Source organism: Micromonospora sp. NPDC093244, assembly GCF_040683695.1.
GTDB lineage: Bacteria > Actinomycetota > Actinomycetes > Mycobacteriales > Micromonosporaceae > Micromonospora.
This window is the reverse complement of the sequence record NZ_JBFBEO010000004.1, coordinates 250,243-271,204: the sequence shown is the minus strand read 5'-3', so window position 1 is coordinate 271,204 and position 20,962 is coordinate 250,243. Positions and strand designations below refer to the sequence as shown.

19 protein-coding genes and 1 riboswitch are annotated in these 20,962 nt (G+C 72.1%); of the genes, 9 read left to right on the top strand and 10 right to left on the bottom strand.

What is annotated here, in order from left to right:
* Nucleotides 1–149 precede the first annotated feature (149 nt).
* Nucleotides 150–1,247, bottom strand: a complete 1,098-nt coding sequence (locus tag AB0N27_RS22065) for a hypothetical protein (RefSeq protein ID WP_364372820.1) — start codon at nucleotides 1,245–1,247, stop codon at nucleotides 150–152.
* Between the two features lie 81 nt (nucleotides 1,248–1,328).
* On the bottom strand, nucleotides 1,329–1,529 hold the full coding sequence (locus tag AB0N27_RS22060; RefSeq protein WP_091666677.1) for a cold-shock protein: 201 nt from the start codon (nucleotides 1,527–1,529) through the stop codon (nucleotides 1,329–1,331).
* A gap of 270 nt (nucleotides 1,530–1,799) precedes the next feature.
* Between AB0N27_RS22060 and AB0N27_RS22055 the strand changes: the two genes are divergently transcribed.
* On the top strand, nucleotides 1,800–2,330 hold the full coding sequence (locus tag AB0N27_RS22055) for a GNAT family N-acetyltransferase (RefSeq protein WP_364372816.1): 531 nt from the start codon (nucleotides 1,800–1,802) through the stop codon (nucleotides 2,328–2,330).
* Nucleotides 2,331–2,470: 140 nt separating this feature from the next.
* On the opposite strand, the gene paaN is transcribed toward AB0N27_RS22055, so the two are convergent.
* From paaN to AB0N27_RS22035, 4 genes are all read right to left on the bottom strand, one after another.
* Nucleotides 2,471–4,144 (bottom strand): phenylacetic acid degradation protein PaaN, encoded by a 1,674-nt coding sequence (gene paaN, locus AB0N27_RS22050; RefSeq protein WP_364372813.1) that lies wholly within the window; start codon nucleotides 4,142–4,144, stop codon nucleotides 2,471–2,473.
* Between the two features lie 50 nt (nucleotides 4,145–4,194).
* Entirely contained in the window at nucleotides 4,195–5,214 is a 1,020-nt protein-coding gene (locus tag AB0N27_RS22045; protein ID WP_364372810.1) for a GNAT family N-acetyltransferase, read from the bottom strand.
* 253 nt (nucleotides 5,215–5,467) lie between these two features.
* Nucleotides 5,468–6,754 carry a threonine synthase gene (gene thrC / locus AB0N27_RS22040; RefSeq protein ID WP_364372807.1) on the bottom strand — a complete coding sequence of 429 codons (1,287 nt, stop codon included), beginning with the start codon at nucleotides 6,752–6,754 and terminating at the stop codon, nucleotides 5,468–5,470.
* 10 nt (nucleotides 6,755–6,764) lie between these two features.
* Nucleotides 6,765–6,900, bottom strand: a riboswitch (SAM riboswitch).
* Nucleotides 6,901–6,967: 67 nt separating this feature from the next.
* Nucleotides 6,968–7,936 carry a DMT family transporter gene (locus AB0N27_RS22035; RefSeq protein WP_364372804.1) on the bottom strand — a complete coding sequence of 323 codons (969 nt, stop codon included), beginning with the start codon at nucleotides 7,934–7,936 and terminating at the stop codon, nucleotides 6,968–6,970.
* A gap of 91 nt (nucleotides 7,937–8,027) precedes the next feature.
* Here AB0N27_RS22035 and AB0N27_RS22030 point away from each other — a divergent pair, with 91 nt between their 5' ends.
* The gene (locus AB0N27_RS22030; RefSeq protein ID WP_364372801.1) at nucleotides 8,028–8,333 is read left to right on the top strand and encodes a metalloregulator ArsR/SmtB family transcription factor; all 306 of its coding nucleotides are present in this window, start codon (nucleotides 8,028–8,030) and stop codon (nucleotides 8,331–8,333) included.
* A gap of 120 nt (nucleotides 8,334–8,453) precedes the next feature.
* Here the strand turns inward: AB0N27_RS22030 and AB0N27_RS22025 are convergent, their stop codons facing one another.
* Both AB0N27_RS22025 and AB0N27_RS22020 read right to left on the bottom strand, forming a co-directional pair.
* Complete coding sequence (locus AB0N27_RS22025; RefSeq protein WP_364372798.1) at nucleotides 8,454–8,903, bottom strand: DoxX family protein; 450 nt, start codon at nucleotides 8,901–8,903, stop codon at nucleotides 8,454–8,456.
* A gap of 347 nt (nucleotides 8,904–9,250) precedes the next feature.
* The gene (locus tag AB0N27_RS22020) at nucleotides 9,251–10,438 is read right to left on the bottom strand and encodes an MFS transporter (protein WP_364372795.1); all 1,188 of its coding nucleotides are present in this window, start codon (nucleotides 10,436–10,438) and stop codon (nucleotides 9,251–9,253) included.
* A gap of 51 nt (nucleotides 10,439–10,489) precedes the next feature.
* On the opposite strand from AB0N27_RS22020, the gene AB0N27_RS22015 reads away from it, so the two are divergent.
* Both AB0N27_RS22015 and AB0N27_RS22010 read left to right on the top strand, forming a co-directional pair.
* The gene (locus AB0N27_RS22015; protein ID WP_364372792.1) at nucleotides 10,490–10,918 is read left to right on the top strand and encodes a MerR family transcriptional regulator; all 429 of its coding nucleotides are present in this window, start codon (nucleotides 10,490–10,492) and stop codon (nucleotides 10,916–10,918) included.
* Nucleotides 10,915–11,535, top strand: a complete 621-nt coding sequence (locus AB0N27_RS22010) for a DUF4232 domain-containing protein (RefSeq protein WP_364372789.1) — start codon at nucleotides 10,915–10,917, stop codon at nucleotides 11,533–11,535. Before AB0N27_RS22015 ends, AB0N27_RS22010 begins: the two co-directional genes overlap by 4 nt.
* On the opposite strand, the gene AB0N27_RS22005 is transcribed toward AB0N27_RS22010, so the two are convergent.
* Together AB0N27_RS22005 and AB0N27_RS22000 are read right to left on the bottom strand one after the other, a co-directional pair.
* Nucleotides 11,530–12,396: an ABC transporter permease subunit gene (locus AB0N27_RS22005; protein WP_364372786.1), complete on the bottom strand. Its 867-nt coding sequence runs from the start codon at nucleotides 12,394–12,396 to the stop codon at nucleotides 11,530–11,532. The genes AB0N27_RS22010 and AB0N27_RS22005 overlap by 6 nt on opposite strands.
* Complete coding sequence (locus AB0N27_RS22000) at nucleotides 12,396–15,260, bottom strand: alpha/beta fold hydrolase (RefSeq protein ID WP_364372783.1); 2,865 nt, start codon at nucleotides 15,258–15,260, stop codon at nucleotides 12,396–12,398. Before AB0N27_RS22000 ends, AB0N27_RS22005 begins: the two co-directional genes overlap by 1 nt.
* 372 nt (nucleotides 15,261–15,632) lie before the next feature.
* Here AB0N27_RS22000 and AB0N27_RS21995 point away from each other — a divergent pair, with 372 nt between their 5' ends.
* The 5 genes from AB0N27_RS21995 to AB0N27_RS21975 are packed head-to-tail and all read left to right on the top strand — an operon-like array spanning nucleotide 15,633 to nucleotide 20,945.
* Nucleotides 15,633–16,820 carry a hypothetical protein gene (locus AB0N27_RS21995; RefSeq protein ID WP_364372780.1) on the top strand — a complete coding sequence of 396 codons (1,188 nt, stop codon included), beginning with the start codon at nucleotides 15,633–15,635 and terminating at the stop codon, nucleotides 16,818–16,820.
* The gene (locus AB0N27_RS21990) at nucleotides 16,807–19,263 is read left to right on the top strand and encodes a nitrate- and nitrite sensing domain-containing protein (protein ID WP_364372776.1); all 2,457 of its coding nucleotides are present in this window, start codon (nucleotides 16,807–16,809) and stop codon (nucleotides 19,261–19,263) included. Before AB0N27_RS21995 ends, AB0N27_RS21990 begins: the two co-directional genes overlap by 14 nt.
* Nucleotides 19,260–19,733, top strand: coding sequence for a roadblock/LC7 domain-containing protein (locus tag AB0N27_RS21985; RefSeq protein ID WP_364372773.1), 474 nt, complete (start codon nucleotides 19,260–19,262; stop codon nucleotides 19,731–19,733). Before AB0N27_RS21990 ends, AB0N27_RS21985 begins: the two co-directional genes overlap by 4 nt.
* Nucleotides 19,730–20,206: a DUF742 domain-containing protein gene (locus AB0N27_RS21980; protein WP_364372770.1), complete on the top strand. Its 477-nt coding sequence runs from the start codon at nucleotides 19,730–19,732 to the stop codon at nucleotides 20,204–20,206. Before AB0N27_RS21985 ends, AB0N27_RS21980 begins: the two co-directional genes overlap by 4 nt.
* Complete coding sequence (locus AB0N27_RS21975; protein ID WP_364372767.1) at nucleotides 20,184–20,945, top strand: ATP/GTP-binding protein; 762 nt, start codon at nucleotides 20,184–20,186, stop codon at nucleotides 20,943–20,945. Before AB0N27_RS21980 ends, AB0N27_RS21975 begins: the two co-directional genes overlap by 23 nt.
* The last annotated feature ends 17 nt before the right edge of the window (nucleotides 20,946–20,962 follow it).

The window sequence follows — 20,962 nt, the reverse complement described above, 5'->3', positions numbered from 1 at the left end:
ATAGCCCGCGACGACCGGCCATGCCGCCCCGGCGTCTCCACGCCGGTGCAACCTGGCCCCACCGTCCCGACCATTGGCACTCACGGTATGCGAGTGCCAATGACTTGTTTAGCACTCTCCCCTGCCGAGTGCAAGCACGATGGTGCGGCTCAGCCGAGTTCCGCAGCCAGTCCGGTGCTGTTCACCGGCGCCTCATGCGCCCGCTGCTCGGCGTACGTGACCAGCAGACCGATCAACTGGGCGAGGTGCGCCGGCAGGGCCAGCACGGCCGAGACCGCGAGGACCGCGACGATGCCGACAGCGGTGCCGGGCGACGAGAGCGGGTCCGTACCCAGCGGGACGGACAGGATCGACTCCAGCACCGACGGGACCACCGTGGCCACGATCACCACCGCGACGACGAGCGCCACCCGGCCGAGCAGCAGACCGAGCCGGTCGTGGAACATCCGGAACGACCTGCCGATCGGGTTCTGCCGCTCGAACAGGTAGACCGGGCCGGCCATGCTCAACGCGAACGCCAGGTAGATGCCCGGCAGCACGCAGAAGCAGAACCCCACCCCGATCAGCAGACTGATCAACAGCGTCCAGCCCCAGAGCCCGAGCGCGCGCCGTGCGCCGTACCGCAGCGCCGGCCCCAGCTCGGCGGACTCCCCCGCCGCCTGGCGGGTGATCACCCAGGTCCCGGCGGCCCACCCGATGGCCTGCACCAGCCCGATCAGCAGACTGCCGCCGATCAGCACGGCCAGGAGGGTCACCAGGTCCGTGACGAACGTCTCCGGCAGGCTGGACGGTGACTCAGCCTGCGCCTCCCAGCGCGCCGACGGGTCCACACCGAGGGAGAGCACCGAGAGTACGGCGGCAGGCGCCACCTGGGTGAGCAGCATGATGGGCACCAGCAGCCGCCACCCCCGACGCAGCGCCGCCCCACACCTGGCGGACCAGCCGCCGAGACCGGCGCCGGGCGGGGTGACCAGGGCGTCGTTCGGGTCGAACCCGTGACCCGCCGGGTACCACCCGACGGGCGACCCCGGATACCAGGACTGCCCCGGGTAGGGGCCGGCGCCCGGCGGGAAGCCGCCGGTGGGCGGGAACACCCACTGGGCGGGCGCTGCGGGCGTACCCCAGCCGCCCTGCGCGGGGTCCCAGCCCGGCGGCGGGCCGGCCTGGCCGCCGGTTGCGCCCGGGTCGGACGGGCCCGGCTCCCCCGGCCCGGGAGGCGGGGTGGTCGGGGGCGGCTGGTCGGTCATGAACCCTCCTCAGCATCGGCTGGAACGGTTCACGATCTTCCCGGCTACGTGCCCGCACCGCAGCCCGCGACGCGCGGGAAATCAGACGACGCGTACGTGCTCGGCCTGTGGGCCCTTCTGGCCCTGGGCGATCTCGAACTCCACCCGCTGACCGTCGTCCAACGCCTTGTAGCCGTCCATCTCGATCGCGGAGAAGTGGACGAACACGTCCTGACCGCCGTCGACGGCGATGAAGCCGTAGCCCTTCTCGGCGTTGAACCATTTCACGGTGCCCTGTGCCACGGTGCACTTCCTCACTCTGCGCGGCGTTACCTGCCCCGGCGCGCGGCGTGACCGGGCGCCTGTGGACCACCGCTCGGCGATCGATGACGGCCGCTGAAACGGGTGACCGAAATCGCACGCTACACGAGGAGTGACGGCCGCGCACGACCACAAATCGGGCATGGTCCAGGGCGCTCCGACGGCGTCGACGAGCCCTGGTTTTCCGGGCAGAGCATCCATGTCCGTGGTTGTCGCCGAAAACCGATTCCGGCCCTGTGATAGGCATGCGGCATGACCACCGACACGGGCTCGCACGCCCTGCGGCAGGCGCAGATCCGCCGGGTCCGGCCGCAGGACGCCGCCCGGATGCGGGCGCTGCGCCTGGAGATGCTCGCCGACGCGCCGCTGGCCTTCCTGGAGACGATCGCCGACGCGGCCGCCCGCCCGCACGCCGAGTACGCGGCCCGGGTCGCGTACACCTCGCGGGGCGCGGAGACGGCGCAGTTCGTGGCGGATCCGGGTGGCCGGTTCGTCGGGCACGCCGGAGGAACGGCGGCGCCCCGCGAGGCCGGGCTGACAGTCATCTACGCGGTCTACGTCACGCCGGCGTGGCGCGGCAGCGGCCTGCTCGGTGAGCTGGTCGACGAGGTGGCCGCCTGGTCGAGGGCGTGCGGTCGACCGGAGCTGCTGCTGGAGGTGGTGGTCGGCAACAAGCGCGCCTACCGCGCCTACCAGCGGCTGGGCTTCGAGGACACCGGCGTACGCGTCCCCCACCCCACGATCCCCGCCCTGACCGAATTACAGATGCGCCGCCCCGCCTAGGACCCGTCCCACGGCGGAACCCTGGTGATGCAGCCGGCGCCACCGTCTCCAAGAGGGGTTTCCGGGGCAGCCCGAGCCGCGCAGGGATCAAGCCTGACCGCCCGGAGCGGGTCGGGCTGCCCCGGAAACCCCAACCGCACCTACACGTGCCGCCGAGACTGGACGATCCGGAAGCGGTTGGCCACGTAGGCGCCATCGGTCAACGCCGAGTTGGCCGCCGCGTTGGCGCCGCTGCCGTGGAAGTCGGAGAACGCCGCCGACTGGTTCACGAACACCCCGCCGGTCAGGTTGCAGGACAGGTGCACCCCGACCTCGACGGCGATCGCCTCGGTCGCGTCCAGCACCGACTCGTCGGTGGAGTAGACCCCCGCGGTGAGCGCGCCCTTCTCGCCGACGGTCCGGCGCAGCAGCTCCAGGCTGTGGGCTGTGGAGTCGGTGGCGATGGCGAAGGAGATCGGCCCGAACCACTCCCGGCCGTACGTCTCCGCGTCGTCGGCGGTCAACTTCACGATCGTCGGGGTACGCACCACCGCGTCGGCGTACGACGGGTGGGCCACGGCGCGCGACTCCAGCACCGGCTCGCCCACCTTTGTCACGTCGGAGAGCCGTTCCAGCACCCCGTCGTTGACGATGGCGCCGGTCAGCTCGACGCCCCGGGCGGGGTCAGCGGTCAGCTTGCCTACCGCAGCGGCGATCCCGCCGGCCACCTCGTCGAAGCTCTTGTGCCCCTGGTCGGTTTCGATGCCACCGGCGGGGATGAGGATGTTCTGCGAGGTGGTGCACATCTGACCGCTGTAGAGGGTCAGGGTGAAGCCGAGGTTGCGGCACATGCCGGCGAAGTCGTCGGTGGAGTCGATGACGACGGTGTTCAGGCCTGCCTTCTCGGTGTAGACCGACGCCTGCCGGGCGTGCGTCTCCAGCCAGTCGCCGTACTCGGTGGAGCCCGTGAAGTCGACGATCTTGACGGAGCGGTGCAGGGCGAGGTCGCTGGCGAGCTTCTCACCTGGCGCCTCGGCCGCCAGCAGGATCAGGTTCGGGTCGAACCCGGCCTCGGCGAGCACCTCCCGGGCGTACTTCACGGTGATGGCCAGCGGCAGCACCGCGCGCGGGTGCGGCTTGACGATCACCGGGTTGCCGGTGACCAGCGAGGCGAACAGCCCGGGGTACGAGTTCCAGGTCGGGAAGGTGTTGCAGCCGATCACCACCGCCACCCCGCGCGGCACCACGTGGAACGTCTTGGTCATCCGCAGCGGGTCGCCCTTGCCGGCGGCCTTCTCCCAGCCGGCCGTCCCCGGGTGCCTGGTCATCTCGGCGTACGCGTACGCCAGCGACTCCAACGCCCGGTCCAGCGCGTGCGCGCCGCCGGCCTGGAAGGCCATCACGAACGCCTGCCCGCTGGTGAACTGCACCGCGTTGGCCAGCTCGAAGATGTGCTTGTGCAGCCGGTCGAGGATCTCCAGGCAGACACCCACCCTGGCCTGCGGGCCGGCGTCACGCCACGCGGGCAGCGCGGCGGACGCGGCGCGGATCAGCTCGTCGACGCCGGCGTGCGGGTAGCGCACCGCCAGCTCCACCCCGAACGGGCTGGCCTCGGTGGCGACCCGCTCACCCGCGCCCGGCTGGTCGAGGGGGAAGTCACCACCGAGGTACGCCTCGAAGGCGGCCTTGCCGTCGGCGGCGGCGTTCTCGCCGTACACCCGGGGGCTTGGGGATTCGGGATAGGCGGACCAGTAGCCCCGCTCCGTGATCGCGGTCAGCGCACGGTTGAGGGTGTCGGCGTGCCTGTCGTACAGGGGATGCGGGGTCTCCGTCATGCCCGCCATCATGCCTGAGGACGCACCGCGAGCAGTAGCACCGATCTCCGTCAGAGGGTCAGCTGCCAGTCGGTCCAGGCGTCCACCGGGCGGAAGCCGAGCTGCTCGTTGATCGCCACCATGTAACTGTTGCTCGCGGCGTTGAAGGTGTCGATGACGCGTACCGCCCGCTCGTGGGTGAGCAGGTGGTGCAGGTTCTCCGCCTTGGCGATGAGGCCGAGCCGATGCCCGCGGTGGGCGGGGTCGACGATGGTGATCTGCTGGTAGGCGTGCCAGTCGGCGTTGGCACCGACGTCGAGCACGGTCCACGCGACAAGCCGCCCGGACTCCTCGTGCCGCATCCCGAGGTGGTAGCGCCGCCGGCCACGGGCGTCAAGCGACAGTTCGTTTCCCCTGATGCGTTCGGCGTCCACCTGCTCCGGCTCCCACTGCACGTCGCCCATTGGCGCGTCCGTCAGCAACCGGCCGTCGAGGTAGGCGATGTCCGCGACGTACTCCTGCGGGGTGGAGCCCTGCCAGCAGACCGACCGGTAGCCCTCGGCCCGCGGCGTGGCCTCGGCGAGCGCCGCCCGCAACGCGATCCGGTCGATGTCGGCGACCGCGAGACGCCGACGCACCTCGGCGAGCGCGGGCCGGGCACCCGTGGTGGCGGCGAACGCGTCGCCCGCGACGCTTCGGGCCGGCCCGTCGGGCAGCGCGGAGACGGCCATCGCGACGACCCGCTTACGTCCGCGCTCGCGCAGCAGGCGAACCCCGTACTCGTGCAGGGCCCGGCCGACGCCCCGGCGCCGCAGCTCCGGATGCACCGTCAGATCGGCTGTGGCGTTCTCGGTGTTGTCGAGGAAGGGCAGGTCCACCTGGAGGTAGCCGGCCGGTACGCCGTCCAGGCGGGCCAGCGCCCAGAGCGACTCGGTGCCGGGCATCGGGGTGTGGAACAGCGCGTCGAAGCGACGCCGGCAGAACGGCGGGAGGTCCGGCACGTCGACGTCGCCCGCCGCCGCGCCGATCCGGTACGCCTCGTCGACCGCGGCCGGGTCGGTGCCGTCGAAGGACGCGATCGTGATGCTCATGCGGGCGAGACTGGCACCGGAAAAGCGATCGGGCCAGCGATTTACTCGCTGGCCCGATCGGACGTGGTCGGGAGGGACACTCGCACAACGCCTCCGGCGTTGGGTCGCAAGAACTTCAAAAGTCTCCGGCGAAATGCCCTCCCGCACGGAGCATCTTGCGCCGTCCGGTTCCTGCCGTCAAGTCCAGAGCGGCGGGTTTTCCACACTCACAGCGAAAAGCCAGTTACCCGGCGGATCGCCCAGGCAGGGCCGGTCAGCCGAGCAGGCCGGCGTCCCGGGCGGCGCGCAGGGAGGGCTTGATGTGGTGGGTCGGCCCGACCTGCCCGGCCACCGCGTCGATGGTCTTGAGGCCCTCGCCTGTGTTGAAGACGACGGTCTCCGCCGCCGGGTCGAGCCGGCCGGACTCGACGAGCTTGCGCAGCACCGCCACGGTGACCCCACCGGCGGTCTCGGCGAAGACACCCGTGGTGCGGGCCAGGTCACGGATGCCGGCACGGATCTCGTCGTCGTCCACGTACTCCATCCATCCGCCGGTACGGCGGACCGCCTCCAGGGCGTAGAGGCCGGCGGCCGGGTCGCCGATGTTCAGCGACTTGGCGATGCCTGTGGGCTTGACCGGGGTGATCGTGTCGGTGCCGGCGTGCAGGGCGGTGGCGATGGGGTTGCAGCCGGCCGACTGGGCACCGAAGACCTTCCAGCCGCCGGCCGGCGCCTCGACCAGGCCGATCTCGACAAGCTCGGAGAACGCCTTGTCAATCTTGGTGAGCAGTTCGCCGCTGGCCATCGGGATGACCACCTGCGCCGGGATCCGCCAGCCGAGCTGCTCGGCCACCTCGTAGCCGAGGGTCTTGGAGCCCTCCGCGTAGTACGGACGGACGTTGACGTTGACGAACGCCGTGTCCTCGAACTCGTCGGTCTCCACCAGCTCACCGCAGAGCCTGTTGACGTCGTCGTACGAGCCGTCGATGGCGACCAGCTCGCCGCCGTAGACGGCGGTGGTGATGACCTTGCCCTGCTCCAGGTCACTGGGGATGAAGACCACCGACGGCACCCCGGCACGGGCGCCGTGGGCGGCCACCGAGTTGGCCAGGTTGCCCGTCGACGCGCAGGCGAACCGGGTGAAGCCGAGCGCCTTCGCGGCGGTGAGCGCCACCGAGACGACCCGGTCCTTGAACGAGTGGGTCGGGTTGGCGCTGTCGTCCTTGACCCAGAGCGGCGCGGTGATGCCCAGCTCGGCGGCGAGGTTCGGGGCCGCCACCAGCGGGGTCAGGCCCGGGTTGAGGGTGACCCGGGTGGCCGGGTCCTGACCGGCGGGCAGCAGCGCGGCGTACCGCCAGATGTTGTTCGGGCCGGCTTCGATCTGCTCGCGGGTGACAGTGGCCAGGGCGGCGGTGTCGTAGTCGACCTCCAGCGGGCCGAAACACTCGTAGCAGGCGTGCTGGGCGGCGAGCGGGTAGCGGGCCGAACAGGCGCGGCAGACCAGGGCGCGGGCGGGGCTGGCGGAGGTGTCGATACCGGGGGCGGCGAGCGTCGACGTCATGTCGAGAGTCCTCTCATCTTTCCCCGCATCGCACGGTGCGGCGGGGACGGAATTGGCACCTGCCCCGCCTGTCGCTCAGCGGTGAGCGCGCGGGGTGGTTGCCGGGGCGTCGTCGGGCCGTATCCCTCAGCCCCTCTGGATGAGGTATGCAGTTGTGCCGTCGAGTCTAGGCAACGTTGCCCGTGGCCTCCACCGGGCATCCCAGGGAGTGGGTCAGCGGGCGGCCACCGCGACGGGGTCGACCACAGCTGTCGGGTCCGTGACGGCGGTCGGCTGCGGCAGGGACGACGTCCTGGTCGGTGCCCTGTTGGCCAGGTTCGCGGCGACCAGTGCGGCGATGGTGATCGCGGCGCCGACCAGCTCGACCGGGTCGGGCCGGTAGCCACGGGCGATCTGCACCGCGAACGTGGTGACCGGGACCAGATTCATGAACAGCGCGGCGTTCGCGGCACCGAGCCGCTGCACACCTGTGTTCCAGGCCAGGACGGCGATCACGGCGCCCACTACCACTGCGTACGCCAACTGCGGGGCGACCGCCACGAGGTCGGCGGCGGCCGGCGCGTGCTGCCAGCCGACGGCGTCGGCGCCGATGCTCGCGACGAGCATGGCGGCGGTGCCGGAGAGCGCGGTAAGCGTCGTGAAGCGCAGCGGGGACCAGTCACCGAACCGGCTGGCGCCGTGGGTGTAGATGCCCCAGCCGAGCACCGCGCTGATCATCATCAGGCCGCCGAGGCCGAACTGGCCGAGCCCGGCGAGGCTGCCGCGGGTGATCACCAGGCCGACGCCGAGAAGCGCCACCAGGGAGAGGGCGAGCAGGAGGGGCTTGGGGCGTACGCCGTCGCGGACCCACCGGACCAGCTGGGTGATCACCGGGGTGGTGGCCACGAAGAGGGAGATCTGCTGCGGGGCGGCGTGCTCGAGGGCCAGGTTGGTGAGCAGGTTGAACCCGGCGAACCCGACGACTCCGAGCACCACCACCTCGACCGTCCGGCCGCCGTGGCGCAGCGCGCCGGCACCCTCGCGGAGCAGCAGGAGGCCGACCAGGACGGCGGCGGCCAGCAGGTATCGGGCGGTGGTGAGGTTGAGCGGGTCGACCCGGGTCAGCGCGCTGGCCAGGACGGGGAACATCACTCCCCAGCCGACCACGGCGAGCAGCGGGTAGGCGGCGGCGCGGGATCGCATCGTCAGCTCCAATGTTCGAGTATCGTCGAACCAACGGAACTGACAGTAGGAGCTTGTTCGACAATTGTCGAACAACGGTTACACTTGTCACATGGAGCCGTACGAACCCGACCTGACCGACGTACCGGTCACCGCCGTCCTTGCCGCACTCGCGGACGACGTGCGGCTGCAGATGGTGCGGGCACTCGCCGAGGGCGGCGAGGCAGCCTGCGGCACCCTCGACTTCGGCGTCTCCAAGGCGACCCGCAGCCACCACCTGAAGGTGCTGCGCGAGGCGGGCCTGACCCGCACGCGCGCTGCCGGCACCAGCCGCTACGTGCGGCTGCGCCGCGACGAGATGGACCAGCTCTACCCAGGCCTGCTGGACGCTGTCCTCACCCCACGCCCGCCGGCCTGACGTCGCATCCTCGGCTCCGGGGCTGGATCGTCGACGGCCGCACGTCGACGGTGCCCCCGCCCGGGCGCGGCGTCGGAGCCGCCTCGTCGAGGCTTCGACGCCGCGCGGACACGGGTGCGGTCAGACGGACACGGGGCTGGGTTCGGCCACCGACGGCGACGGCGCTTCGCCGCGACGACGGAAGAGCAGCGCGTCGAGCGCCCACGGGCCCGAGCCGAGTGCGGCGACCAGCAGGAACGACCAGCAGAAGAGCGCTGCCTGCTCACCGCCGTTGCGCAGCGGCAGCAGGCCGTCGGGCTGGTGCACGACGAAGTAGGCGTACGCCATCGAGCCGGAGGCGAGAAGCGCGGCGGGTCGGGTGAAGAGCCCGACCAGCACCAACGCGCCGCAGACGAGCTGGATGAGGGCGGCCCACCAGCCCGGCCAGGTGCCGAGCGGTACCGCCTTGCCGGTCATCGGGTTGCCGCCGAACAACCCGAAGACCGAGGACAGGCCGTGCAATGTGAACAGCAGTCCGATCACGATGCGGAACAGGGACAGGGTCGGCCCGCCGAGCCGAGAGACGTTCATGGAGACCTCCATCGAAGGGGACAGATCTCTTCAATGGTGGGCCAAGAATGTATCGAAGTTAATAAATTCCTTGCTGGTGGGATAATCCCAGGTCGAAACATATCGCTCTGTGGGAGCGCTCCCGCACCGAACGTACCGCGAGTCGAGACGGCCGTACACCCTGTCGAGTTGCGCCCAGCGCAGGTCGAGGTATCAGGACGCTGTCGAGTTGCCCCACCTGTTGGGCGTAGGAACCCGGCGGAACGGGAACGGCTCGACCCCTTTCGCCGGCGGTACGCCTCATGACCCTGCCGGCTCCGGCGCCGTGAACGACACGAGCGCGGCCCTCGGAACGGTCGAGGACTCCTTCAGGTCGTCGCGGCGGACGGCTGCGGTTGCGCGGACTCAGGCCGGCGGGAGCCGCGCGGCAGGATCAGGTAGGTCAGGGCGAGACCGGTCAGACTCAGGGCTGCCCCGACGAGGCCGGACCAGCGCACGGCGCCGGCGGCCAGGATCAGGCCTCCGCCGGCGGACCCGGCGGCGGCGCCGAGGTTGATCGCGCCCACGTTGACGGCGACGGCGAAGGTCGGCGCATTACCGGCGTGATGCAGGATCATCGCCTGCAGCGGCGCGATGATGGCGGTGCCGAGCAGGCCGAGGAGCAGTACGGCGAGCACGGCGGACGGCTGCCAGACGACCGCGAACGGGATCATGAGAAGCACACCGGTGAGGCAACCGAGCACACCGCGTACCGTCGCGCCCACCGACCGGTCGGTCAGTCGCCCGGCGGCGACATTGCCGATCAGGCTGCCTGCGCCGTAGGCCAGCAGCAGCCCGGAGACGGTCGCCGCGGAGAAGTGGGCGATCCTGGTCAGCAGCGGTGCGATGTAGGTGAAGACGACAGTCACGCCGGCGAAGGCGACCGCTGCGGTGGCGATCGACAGCAGCACCGGCCTGCGGGTCACGACGTACAACTCGTCACGGAGGTCGGTGGTGGGCGCGTCGAGTCGCGGCAGGACGGCCGCCAGCAGGACGTTGGCGAGCAGCGCGAGCACGGTCAACGCGAGGAACGGCGCGCGCCAGCCGGCCGCCTGGCCGAGGATCGCGCCGAGCGGGACGCCGAGCAGGGTGGCCACCGTGAAGCCGGACGCGACGGCGGCGATCGCCGTACCGACCTTACCGGCCGGCACGAGGGTCGTCGCCACCACGACCGCGACCGCCAGGAAGGCGGCGTGGCTGAGGGAGGAGACCACCCGACCGACCAGCAGCATCTCGTACGATCCGGCGAACGCGCACAGTGCGCTGCCCACGGCGAACAGCAGTACCAGCACCATCGCCAGGCCCTTGCGCGGAACGCGGGACGTGATCATCGCGACGAGCGGGCCACCGATCACCACGCCGAGGGCGTACGCGGTCACGGCCTGTCCGGCGGTGGCCTCGGACACCCGCAGATCCCCCGCGACCTGCGGCAGCATGCCGGCGATCAGATACTCCGCGGTTCCGATGATGAAGACGCTGACACAGAGCGCGGCCAGCGACAGCAGGTTCTTCCTCATGGCGGCGATGCTAAAGTCTCACATCGATGTGAAGGTCCACCGTTTGACGGGGTGAGCCAGCACACATCAATCGACACGCGGACGGGGAACACGATGCGGATCGGCGAGTTGTCCCGACGGACCGGCGTCAGCGAGCGGCTGCTGCGCTACTACGAGGAGCAGCACCTGCTCCAGCCCGAGCGGAGTCCCAGCGGTTATCGGGAGTACAGCGAAGCCGACATCGGCGTGGTGCGGCGCATCCGTAGTCTGCTCGCCGCCGGCCTGAGCACCACGACCATCGCCGCCGTTCTGCCGTGTGTCCGGGAGGAGGGCGAACGGCTCGTGCCGACCTGCTCGGTCATGCTGGCCGACCTGACCCAGGAGCGGCGGCGGATCATCCAGGCCATCAACGATCTGCAGGCGTCGCGGGAGGCGCTGGACACCGTCATCGCCGCCGCACCTCCCGAGTTCCGGCGCGCCGTCGGCGGGACGCCCGCATGAGCGAGGATCGGCGGATGATCTCCCTCCGCACGGCAGCACGGCGACGGACCAGCGCGGCGGTCGCGGCGACTCTTCTGCTCGCCGCATGTACGCCCGCTGACCATCGGGGCCAGGGCGGAGACCCCACCGGCCCTCCGCCGAAATCGCCGAGTCCCACCCCGTCGGCGAGCGTGGATCCGATCGCCGACTGCCCAGCCTCCGGTGTGCGCATCCGGTCGACCGGAGGGGACGCGGCGATGGGGCTGCGCGCCCTCGGCCTGGAGCTGGCCAACTGCGGTGACCGCCCCTACCGGCTCAATGGCTACCCGGTGCTGTGGGTCCTGAACGAGGAGCGCGAACCGATCATCCTGCGGGTGGTGAACGGGGCCGGGGACATCACGTCGGGGTTCGACCAGCCGCCCCAGCAGCTCACGCTCCAGAAGGGCGAGCGGGCCGTCGCCACCGTCCTGTGGCGCAACCTCGTCACCGACGCGACCGTGCGGGCCACCGCAGGGGCGTACCTGCGGGTCGCGCCCTCCGCCGGGCAGCCGTCCGAGGACGTCGACCCGGACGGGCCGATCGACGTGGGCAACACGGGCCGGATCGGCGTCAGCGCCTGGCGCACGGCCCCGCTATGAGGTGATGTCCTTGCGGGTGAAACGCCAGAACGCCAACCCCCAGAACAGCGTCGCGTAGCTGATCGCGGAGATGCAGCCGCGTACCACGTCGTCGGTCTGCACGGGCGTCGAGAGCAGCCCCAGCCAGGCGGTGCTGAAGTGGGTGGGCAGGAAGTCCCGCAGCGCGCCCAGGGCGGTGATCTGGTCGAGGATGCTCGACAGGATCCACAGCAGCACGGCACCACCGACGGCGCCGAGCGCGGCGTCCGTCGTCACCGACAGCAGGAAGGCCAGCCCGGCCACCACCAGGAGTACGACCGCCAGGTAGCCCAGCACGGCCAGCAACCGGAGCAGCCCCTCGGTCGGCTCCAGCTCGGCCGCGACAGTGCTGCGCAGCGGCGACCAGCCGTAGCGCAGGGTGCCGGCGACAAGTGCCGTGCCGGCCAGCAGCAGCAGGGCCAGACCCGAGTACGCGAGCGCGACCACCAGCTTCACCGTCAACAGCCGCGCCCGGGGCACCGGGATCGCCAACAGGTACCGCAGGCTGCCCCAGCTCGCCTCGCTGGCCACCGTGTCGCCGCAGAACAGCGCGACAACCACCACCAGCAGGAACGACGCCGACACGAAGATCGAGAACAGGGTGAAGTTGAGCCCGCCGGAGGTGGCCAGGTCGACCAGGCTGGCGAACTCGTTGTTGCCGTTGTCGTCGTCGCCACCGGAGTTGAACTGGAACGCGATCAGGATGATCAGCGGCAGCAACACCATGAACCCGAGCGCCAACTGGGTCCGCCGCCGGGACGCCTGCCTGCGGAACTCCGCCGCGAACGGCATGGTGGCCGACGGCCGGTAGCCGCGTGCCTCACCCGCGCCAGAGACAACCATCAGCGGTCACCGCTTCCCCGAGAGTTCTCGCCCACCAGGGCGAGGAACGCGTCCTCCAGGCGCCGCCGCGGCACCACCCGGTCCACCCCGATGCCGGCGCGTACCAGCTCGGCCACCACCTCGCTGCGGGCCGTGCCGTTGGTGTCGACAACCAGCTGACCGTCGCTCTCCGGCAGCACCGTCACCCCGTGCAGCCGGTCCAGCACCGCCCGCGCCGCCACCGGGTCGGTGACGTCGAACAGCACACTCGGCGACTCGCCCACGATCTCCTCCACCGGCCCGGACGCCACGATGCGGCCCTTGTTCACCACCACCGCGTGCGTGCAGGTCTGCTCCACCTCGGCCAGCAGGTGGCTGGAGACCAGCACCGCCCGGCCGTCGGTGGCGTACCGCTGGAGCACCCGGCGCATCTCGGCGATCTGCGGCGGGTCGAGCCCGTCGGTCGGCTCGTCCAACACCAGCAGCTCGGGAAGGCCCAGCATGGCCTGGGCGATGGCCAGTCGCTGGCGCATCCCGTGGCTGTAGTTCTTGATCTTCCGGTGTACGGAGTCGCCCAGCCCGGCGATCTCCAGCGCCTCGTCGAAGTGCGCGTCCTCCCACGGCCGCCCGGTGGCCTTCCAGTACGCCCTCAGGTTGTCCAGCCCCGACAGGTGCGGCAGGAAGCCGGGCCCCTCCACCAGCGCGCCGATCCGGGACAGCACCGGTGAACCGGGCACCAGCCGGCGGCCGAAGACGTAGATCTCTCCGGCGGTCGGCTGGGTCAGCCCCATCAGCACCCGCAGAGTGGTGGTCTTGCCGGCTCCGTTCGGCCCGAGCAGACCCACCACCTGACCGGGGTGCACCTCGAAGTCCACGTTCGACACCGCCACGAAGCCGTCCGCGTACTCCTTGCGCAGTGCGCGCACGGCCAGCGGGGTGTCCGCGTACTCCGGATGCACCGAACGGTCCTGGCGGCGGTGCCGGCGGCGGACCACTGCCACGACCACGACGAGCCCGATCGCGATCGCCGCGAGCAGGCCGGCGAGCACCCAGCGCCAGACCGTCGCCGTGGTGGGGATGGGCTCGCCGTCGACAGTGGGCAGGCTGACGGCGCCGTCCGCCGCCACCGTGTAGACGGTGGGCGCGGCAGGCGTGGTGTACGCCTGGTCGGAGCTGGCCACGACCAGGCGCAGCCGGTGCCCGGCCTCCACCCGGCGGACGATCCCGGGCAGCGTCACGGTGACCGGGCGGGCGTCCTGCACCCGCTGCGGCAGGCCGGTGAGCCGGATCGGGGCGACCAGCCCGTTCGGCAGGGTGGCCGCGCCGTCCTTGTCGACGTCGTAGAGCTTGACGAACAGCACCGCTTCGCCGGTCGGCGACGCGGCCCGCACTGTGACTGTGGGCGAGCCGGCCACGTCCACCGCCTCGGTCAGCGGCGTCGACTCGAAGCGGGCGTGCTGGCCCGGGACGTCACCGGCCACCCCGTCCAGCAGCGAGGCGAGCCCGCCCGCGAACGGGATCGAGGAGATGGCTGCCGGGTTGCCGTTCGGGGGGTTCGCGATCGGCTGCGCCGGACCGGCGACCGCCACCTCCCGGCGGCCGGTGCCGGCGAGGCCCGGATAGTCGGCGCGGCGGAAACCGGTGGCGACAAGCCCCCGGTCGAGCGCGTCGAAGCCGGCGATCCGCGACCAGGTGAAGTCGTCGCCCGGCGCGTCGCCCTCGCCCTTGACGTAGTGGTCGAGCCACTGGACGGTCAGGAACTTCACCCGGTCCGAGTCCGAGCGGGGGCCGGCGCCGCCGTCGTGCCCGCCGGTGAACCAGGCGACCCGCACCGGAGTGCCGGCGGCGGCGATGCCCTTCGCGTTCGCGTCCGCCTCGCCGAGGGGGAAGAGCGTGTCCGCCTCGCCCTGCACCAGCAGGGTCGGTGCCTTGATCTTGTCCAGTACGCCCGCCGGGCTGGAGCGGCGCAGCAGGTCCACGGCGGCCTGGTCGGCCTGACCGGTGGTGGCGATCCGCAGGTACGCGGCGCACACGTCGGCGGCGAACCGTCCGCAGGACGGGTCGGCGGCACCGGCGGGAGCGCCACCGGGGCCGGTGCCCGGGCCGGCACCGGGGCCGGGGCTGGGCGGCCCGGCCGACGCCGGCGCGCCCTCCGGCTGGGCGGCCGTCGCACCTGACAGTCCGGCCGGGCCGCTGCCCACGTTGCCGCCCCCGCCGAAGAAGAGACCGGCCCAGCCCTTCTTGAACACGCCCTCGGTAGGTGCCCCGCCGGTGCTCTCCGGCAGGAACGCCCGGGACAGGTCGTTCCAGGTGATCATGGGGACGATCGCGTCGACCCGACGGTCCTGGGCGGCCAGCAGCAACGCCAACCCGCCGCCGTACGAGCCGCCGACCACGCCGACCTTCGGATCGCCGGCCGCGTCGGTACGCACCTCCGGGCGGGCAGCAAGCCAGTCCAGCAGCCGCTCGGCGTCGCGCACCTCGTAGTCCGGGTTGTCCAGGTGGATCTCGCCGCCGCTGCGGCCGAAGCCCCGCGCGGTCCAGGTCAGTACGGCGTAACCACGCCCGGCGAACTCCTCCGCGTCCGAGCGCACCGACTCCTTGGTGCCGCCGAACCCGTGCGCCAGCAGGACCGCCGGCACCTTCCGCCCCGGCGACGCGTCGGCCGGCAGGTAGAAGGTGGTGTCCAGGTCCACCGGCTCGTCGCCGGCCGGTCCGGAGCGGACGGTGAGCATCGCGCTCTCGGTGCGTACGCCCGACCCCTGCGGCCACACCGCCCAGGTCACGGCGGCGGCCAGCAGAAGGACGACGACTGTTGCGGCGATCGCGCGGCGGCGGGTGGGCAGTGCACGCCGGATCCACGCGGCCGGCGACGGCGATCTCATGCGGCACACGGTACGGCCCGCAGCCTGAGCGTTGGCTGAGATCCGCCGTACGTCTGTCCGGTTGCTCCGATCGGTGATCCGGACCGGTGCGACCGCGCATCGTCGGACGCGGCCCAGCGAGTTGAGTTCGCATCCCGTGAATTCCGATCTTTCTCAGATATCCCCCTCGATGCCTTCATGTCACACCCATCGACAGAACGCAGCGTGCTGCCAACCAGGACGAACCGTGACGTCGCCCGTACTGACGCAAAGCCGACTCGTCGACAACGGTCCGGACCACCGAGGTTCGATTAGTTTTCCGGTCCGGTGCACGGGACCCCATCGGCGAAGCCCACCGTGCCGCCCCCAGCCCGACGCCGGAGGAGACACACCATGGCAGTCCCCGCACCACGGGCCCGTCGACGGCACTCCACACTGGGCCGGCTGCTTCCGCTGCTGCTCGTCGTGGCGCTGCTGGCACCGATGGGTCTGCTCCTCGCGCAGACCTGGCAGCACACAGGCGACGACCGGGACCTGGCCGCTCGGGAACGGCTCGGCGTGCAGTACCTACGCGCCCTCGCCCCGGTCACCGACGCGCTGGTGGAGGCCCAGTCCGCCGCGGTCAGCGGCCGCCCCGCCTCCGGTGAGGCACTGGCCCGGGCGGTCGAGAAGGCCGCCACGGTGGACGCCCGGATCGGCGTCGAACTGCGCAGCCAGGAACGCTGGGCTGGGCTGCGGGCCAAACTGGAGGCACTGCGTGCCCGGGGCCCCGCCGACCCGGCCGCCGCCTTCACCGCGTACGGCGAGGCGACCGACCTGCTGCTGGCCCTGCACCGCAAGGTCCGGGAGAGTTCCGGGCTGGTCCGCGACCCCGCCCCCGACTCGTTCTTCCTCCAGGACAGCGCCGGCCAGGAACTGCCCGAGGCGGTGGTCGGCGCCGGCCGGCTCGCCGACCTCGGCACCCTCCTCGCCCGCCGACCGGCCGCCGAGCAGTCCCGCGGCCTGCTGGAACTGACCGCGCTGCGGGTGTCCGCCCTGGCCCCCGCCAACGACCTGGTCGACAACCTCAGGTCCGCGGTGGACGGGTCGGAGAGCACCGACCTGGGCGCCAACGTGCTGACCCCGCTGGACAACTACCAGCGTTCGGTGGAGGCGCTGGCCGCGTACTCACTGCCGGCCGGCGGAACCACAGAGGTGGACGCGGGCCGGCTCGGCGCCGCCGGGATCAACACGCACACGGCGGCCCGGCAGCTCCAGCCGGTGATCCTCGCCGAGCTGGACGCCCTGCTGGCCGACCGGGTCGACGACCTGGACCGGGACCGCTGGATCATCGCGGGCGCGGTGGTGGTCTTCGTGCTGCTGGCCGGCTGGCTGGCCGCGCTGCTGATCGCCGCCGAGCGCCGGGCCCGCCGCCGCGCCGGCATGCCCGAGGCGGACGCCCCCGACGAACCAGCGGCGGCGGACGCCTGGCAGCCACCGATCGGCGCGGGACGGCCGAGCGACAAGCGGGCGCTGCAACCGGTAGGCGCGGCCCGCGAGGCGGAAGTCACCCCGTGGGGGCCGTTCGATGCTGCTCGCTAGGCTCCGGATCCGCGGCAAGCTCGCGCTGCTCGTGGTGATCCCACTGCTCAGCATGGTCGGCCTCGCCGTGCCCGTGGTGCTCGAACGGGTCGCCGCGGCCCAGCGGGCGGGTGACATCACCGACCGGGTACGCCTCTCCAGCCGGGTCGGCAGCCTCGTCCAGGACCTCCAGCAGGAACGCATCCTCTCCGTCGGCTTCCTGCTCGGCCGCGTCGAACGCGCCGAGGTGATCCGCAAGTCCGCCGACGTGGACGACCGGGTGGCCGACCTGCGGGCCGCGGGCGGTGACGCGTTGACCGATCAGGTCGACACCGCCCTGGGCCGGGTGTCCAGCCTCGTCGACCTGCGTACGGCCGTGCTGGCCCGGGCCGTCAACCCCGGCCAGGTGATGGACGCGTTCGGCCCGGTCAACATGGGGATGATCGCGTCGCTGCGGCTGGTGGTAGGCGTGGACACCGACACGTTGCCCGGCCGCCAGGTGCTCGCCCTCGACGGGCTGCTGCGCGCCGACGAGGGCCTGGCCGCCTGCGCCACCCTGAGCCTGTTGGTCAAGGCGATCGGCACGCCTGACACCACAGCCGCCTACGTGGCGTGCATCGCCGCCCTCCAGGTCGACAACCAGCGCTTCCGCGGCCTGATCACCCCCGAGCAGCTCAAGGTGTCCCAGCTCAACGACGCGGCGGTGGCCGCGCGTACCAGCCCCGACTTCCTGGTCACCAGCGCCCGGGACCCGGCCCGTGCCGTCCGCGACGTGCCGATGGACGCGCTCTTCCCGGCCGTCCGCACGATGATCCGGCTCGGCCAGTTCGTGGAGAAGAAGCTCGTCGCCGACGTACTCGCCGAGGTCACCGCCGAGCAGCGACGGGCGCTCACCGCCGCGTACCTGGTCGGTTCCGCGGCGGCGCTGATCCTGGCGCTCGTGGTCCTGCTCAGCGTGGCGGTCGCGCGTACGGTGGCGCGGCCGTTGACCCAGCTCACCCGCTCCGCCGACCGGGTCGCCCGGGTCGCCGAGGCCGAGCTGGTGCGGGTCATCGACGACGAGACCGAGAGCTCCCAGTCGGTCCGGTTGGAGCCGGTGGACATCAGGGCCAACGACGAGATCGGCGACCTGGCCCGGGCCTTCGACCGGGTGCAGAGCACCGCCGCCCAGCTCGTCGAACGGCAGGTCGTCGGCAGGCGCAACGTGGCGCAGATGTTCGGCCACGTCGGACGGCGTACCCAGAACCTGGTAGGCCGGCAGATCGCGCTGATCGACAGGCTGGAGCAGCAGGAGGCAGACCCGGGCCGGCTGGAACACCTGTACCGGCTCGACCACATCTCCAGCCGGCTGCGGCGAAACGCCGGCAGCCTCGTGGTGCTCTCCGGGTCGGCCGGGGCGGACGCGCACACCGCGCCGGTGCCGCTGGCCGACGTCGTCCGGTTGGCGCTTGGCGAGATCGAGGACTACACCCGGGTGGAGGTGCGGGCCCCGGCGGGCGTGTCGGCCGCGCCGGCGGTGGTCGGCGACCTCGTCCTGGCACTGGCCGAGCTGATGGAGAACGCCACTGTCTTCTCCCCGCCGCACACCCGGGTGCTGGTGACAGGCGAGACGTCCGGGCTCGGCGCCCGGATCACGGTCGTCGACCACGGCATCGGCATGTCCGAGCAGCGGCTGGCCGAGGAGAACGCCCGGCTCACCCGCCGGGAACGGCTCGACCTGGCGCCGACCGAGGTGCTCGGCCTCTTCGTGGTGGGCCGGCTGGCCCGCCGTCACGGCTGGGAGGTGAGCCTCGCCGCCACCCCCGGCGGCGGGGTGACCGCCCAGGTCGACGTCCCGTCGCAGTCGCTTGTGCTACGCCGCGCGGACCCGGTCGGCGCCGTCGTGGCCCGGGTCGCGGTGCCCGATCGGACGGTCGAGCCGGATCGCGGTGCGCCGGCTCTCGCGGCGGCGGCCACCGCCACCGTCCACGTCGACGCGGACCTGCTCAGCCGGGCGACCCGCAGCCTGGAGTCCGGCCCGTCCTGGGACGCCTTCGGCGCCGGCGCCGACCAGTCGGAACCGGAGACGCCCGCGTCGCCGCGCCCGGAGCCCTCGGGTGCGCCGGCCAACCCCCGGATCCGACAGCGGGTCCCCGGGGCCAGCCTGACCGCCGCCACCGCCCCGTCGAAGCCGGTGGACGCCACAACCGCCGACCCGGCGGCGGCCCGCGCGCTCGTCGAGGCCTTCCAGTCCGGCGTACGTCGGGCCGAGCGGAGCGGGCCGGCTGCTCCCGACCGGCCCCTGCTGAGTCGACGGGTCCCCGGGGCGAACCTGACGGTCACCCCGCCCTGCCCGCCGGCCAGCACGCACCTCGGCGACCCCGCCGAGGTGCGCCAGCTCATCACCGAGTTCGAGGCGGGCGTCGCCCGTGCTCTCCGCGAAGTCAGCCCAGACCGCCGGAACGAAGAAGGATCATCACGGTGACCAGCCCCTTTGTGCACGAGAACGTCGACCAGAACCCGACCGGCGCCGCCGGTGACCTCAGTCCGGAGGCGCGCACCTTCAACTGGCTGCTGGACTCCTTCACCTCCAGCACGGCCGGGGTGCTGGAGGCGATCGCGGTCTCCTCGGACGGGCTGCTGATGGCCATGTCGGCGATCAAGGACCGGTCCAACGCGGAGCGACTGGCCGCCGTGGTCTCCGGCATGACCAGCCTCGCCGGCGGCGCGGCCAGCTGGTACGCCCTCGGCGGCCTGAACCGGGTCATCGTCGACATGGCCGACGGCTACCTGCTGATCAGCGCGATCAGCAGCGGCTCCGTGCTCGGTGTGGTCGCCGACCGGTCGGCCAACCTGGGCACCGTCGCGTACGAGATGACCCTCTTCGCCGGGCGGGCCGGCAACGCCCTCACCCCACGGCTGATCGTCGAACTGAAGAACGCCGTCCAGCAATGACCCCCGACGTCGCTGCCGAGGAACCGGACCCGGAACCCGGGGTACGGATCCGCCCCTACCTGCGTACGCCCCCGGGCGGGGACGCCGCGCCGGCGGCGACGCAGTCCGAGCCGGGCGGTGCTCGGCCGGCGGCTCCCCGGCCGTTCGTGCTCACCTCGGGGCGGGTCACCGGCGCCGATCCGGCGATCGGCCTGGAGACGCAGGTGACAGTGCGCTCCGAGAGCGGCTGGTGGACCGGCGCGCAGGACACGCTGTTGGCACCGGAACACCACGCGATCATCGCGCTCTGCGCCGAACCGATCTCGGTGGCGGAGTTGTCGGCCCGGACCCGGTTGCACTTCGGTGTGACCCGGGTCCTGGTCGGCGACCTGCGCGCCGCCGGGCACCTGGACGTGCACGTCAGCGACTCCGACGAAGCGTACGACCCCGATCTCATCCTGCGAGTGATTGATGGACTCCGTGCGATCTCCTGAATGGCCGGTCGCCCCGCTGGGGGGTCCCGCCGGCAACAGCGCCACCGCCCGCTACGGCATGCAGCCGGGCACCGGCCCCCTGCTCGGACGCACCGGCCCGCCGGATGCCGCACCGCCGCCGTACCGGCCGCCGGCCGTCAGCGGGGCGACCCCGCAGCCCGCTGACCGGCCCGCCGCACCACCGGTCCCGGTCAAGATCCTGGTCGCCGGTGGGTTCGGGGTCGGCAAGACCACCACGGTCGGGGCGATCTCCGAGATCGCGCCGCTCACCACCGAGGCCGAGATGACCACCGCCGGGATCGGCGTGGACGACCCGGGCACCCGGTCGACCAAGACCACCACCACCGTGGCGATGGACTTCGGTTGCGTGACCATCGACCGCAGCCTGAAGCTGTACCTGTTCGGCACGCCCGGGCAGACCAGGTTCGGCTTCATGTGGGACGACCTGGCCCGTGGGGCGCTCGGCGCGCTGGTGGTCGTGGACAGCGCCCGGTTGGACGACTGCTTCCCGGCTGTCGACTTCTTCGAACAGGCCGGGCTGCCGTTCGTGGTCGGGGTCAACGCCTTCGACGGGCGGCTGGCCCTGCAACTCGACGAGATCCGGTGGGCGCTCGCCATCGGTGATCATGTACCTCTGGTGCAGTTCGACGCCCGGGACCGGCTCTCGGTGCGGGACGCCCTGCTGGTCGTCCTGGACCGTGCGCTGGACCGGGCCACCCGGGACAGCAGGAGGGCCTGAGCCGACCGGCTCCGGCC

What these genes read in the sequence shown, in the direction of transcription:
- AB0N27_RS21990 (WP_364372776.1), top strand. Translation starts at nt 16,807, where the DNA reads ATGCTGCTCGCTAGGCTCCGGATCCGCGGCAAGCTCGCGCTGCTCGTG.
- AB0N27_RS21975 (WP_364372767.1), top strand. Translation starts at nt 20,184, where the DNA reads ATGGACTCCGTGCGATCTCCTGAATGGCCGGTCGCCCCGCTGGGGGGT.
- thrC (WP_364372807.1), bottom strand. Translation starts at nt 6,754, where the DNA reads ATGACGTCGACGCTCGCCGCCCCCGGTATCGACACCTCCGCCAGCCCC.
- AB0N27_RS22065 (WP_364372820.1), bottom strand. Translation starts at nt 1,247, where the DNA reads ATGACCGACCAGCCGCCCCCGACCACCCCGCCTCCCGGGCCGGGGGAG.
- AB0N27_RS22020 (WP_364372795.1), bottom strand. Translation starts at nt 10,438, where the DNA reads ATGAGGAAGAACCTGCTGTCGCTGGCCGCGCTCTGTGTCAGCGTCTTC.
- AB0N27_RS22005 (WP_364372786.1), bottom strand. Translation starts at nt 12,396, where the DNA reads ATGGTTGTCTCTGGCGCGGGTGAGGCACGCGGCTACCGGCCGTCGGCC.
- AB0N27_RS22055 (WP_364372816.1), top strand. Translation starts at nt 1,800, where the DNA reads ATGACCACCGACACGGGCTCGCACGCCCTGCGGCAGGCGCAGATCCGC.
- AB0N27_RS22030 (WP_364372801.1), top strand. Translation starts at nt 8,028, where the DNA reads ATGGAGCCGTACGAACCCGACCTGACCGACGTACCGGTCACCGCCGTC.
- AB0N27_RS22035 (WP_364372804.1), bottom strand. Translation starts at nt 7,936, where the DNA reads ATGCGATCCCGCGCCGCCGCCTACCCGCTGCTCGCCGTGGTCGGCTGG.
- AB0N27_RS22010 (WP_364372789.1), top strand. Translation starts at nt 10,915, where the DNA reads ATGAGCGAGGATCGGCGGATGATCTCCCTCCGCACGGCAGCACGGCGA.
- AB0N27_RS22025 (WP_364372798.1), bottom strand. Translation starts at nt 8,903, where the DNA reads ATGAACGTCTCTCGGCTCGGCGGGCCGACCCTGTCCCTGTTCCGCATC.
- paaN (WP_364372813.1), bottom strand. Translation starts at nt 4,144, where the DNA reads ATGACGGAGACCCCGCATCCCCTGTACGACAGGCACGCCGACACCCTC.
- AB0N27_RS21995 (WP_364372780.1), top strand. Translation starts at nt 15,633, where the DNA reads ATGGCAGTCCCCGCACCACGGGCCCGTCGACGGCACTCCACACTGGGC.
- AB0N27_RS22000 (WP_364372783.1), bottom strand. Translation starts at nt 15,260, where the DNA reads ATGAGATCGCCGTCGCCGGCCGCGTGGATCCGGCGTGCACTGCCCACC.
- AB0N27_RS22045 (WP_364372810.1), bottom strand. Translation starts at nt 5,214, where the DNA reads ATGAGCATCACGATCGCGTCCTTCGACGGCACCGACCCGGCCGCGGTC.
- AB0N27_RS21980 (WP_364372770.1), top strand. Translation starts at nt 19,730, where the DNA reads ATGACCCCCGACGTCGCTGCCGAGGAACCGGACCCGGAACCCGGGGTA.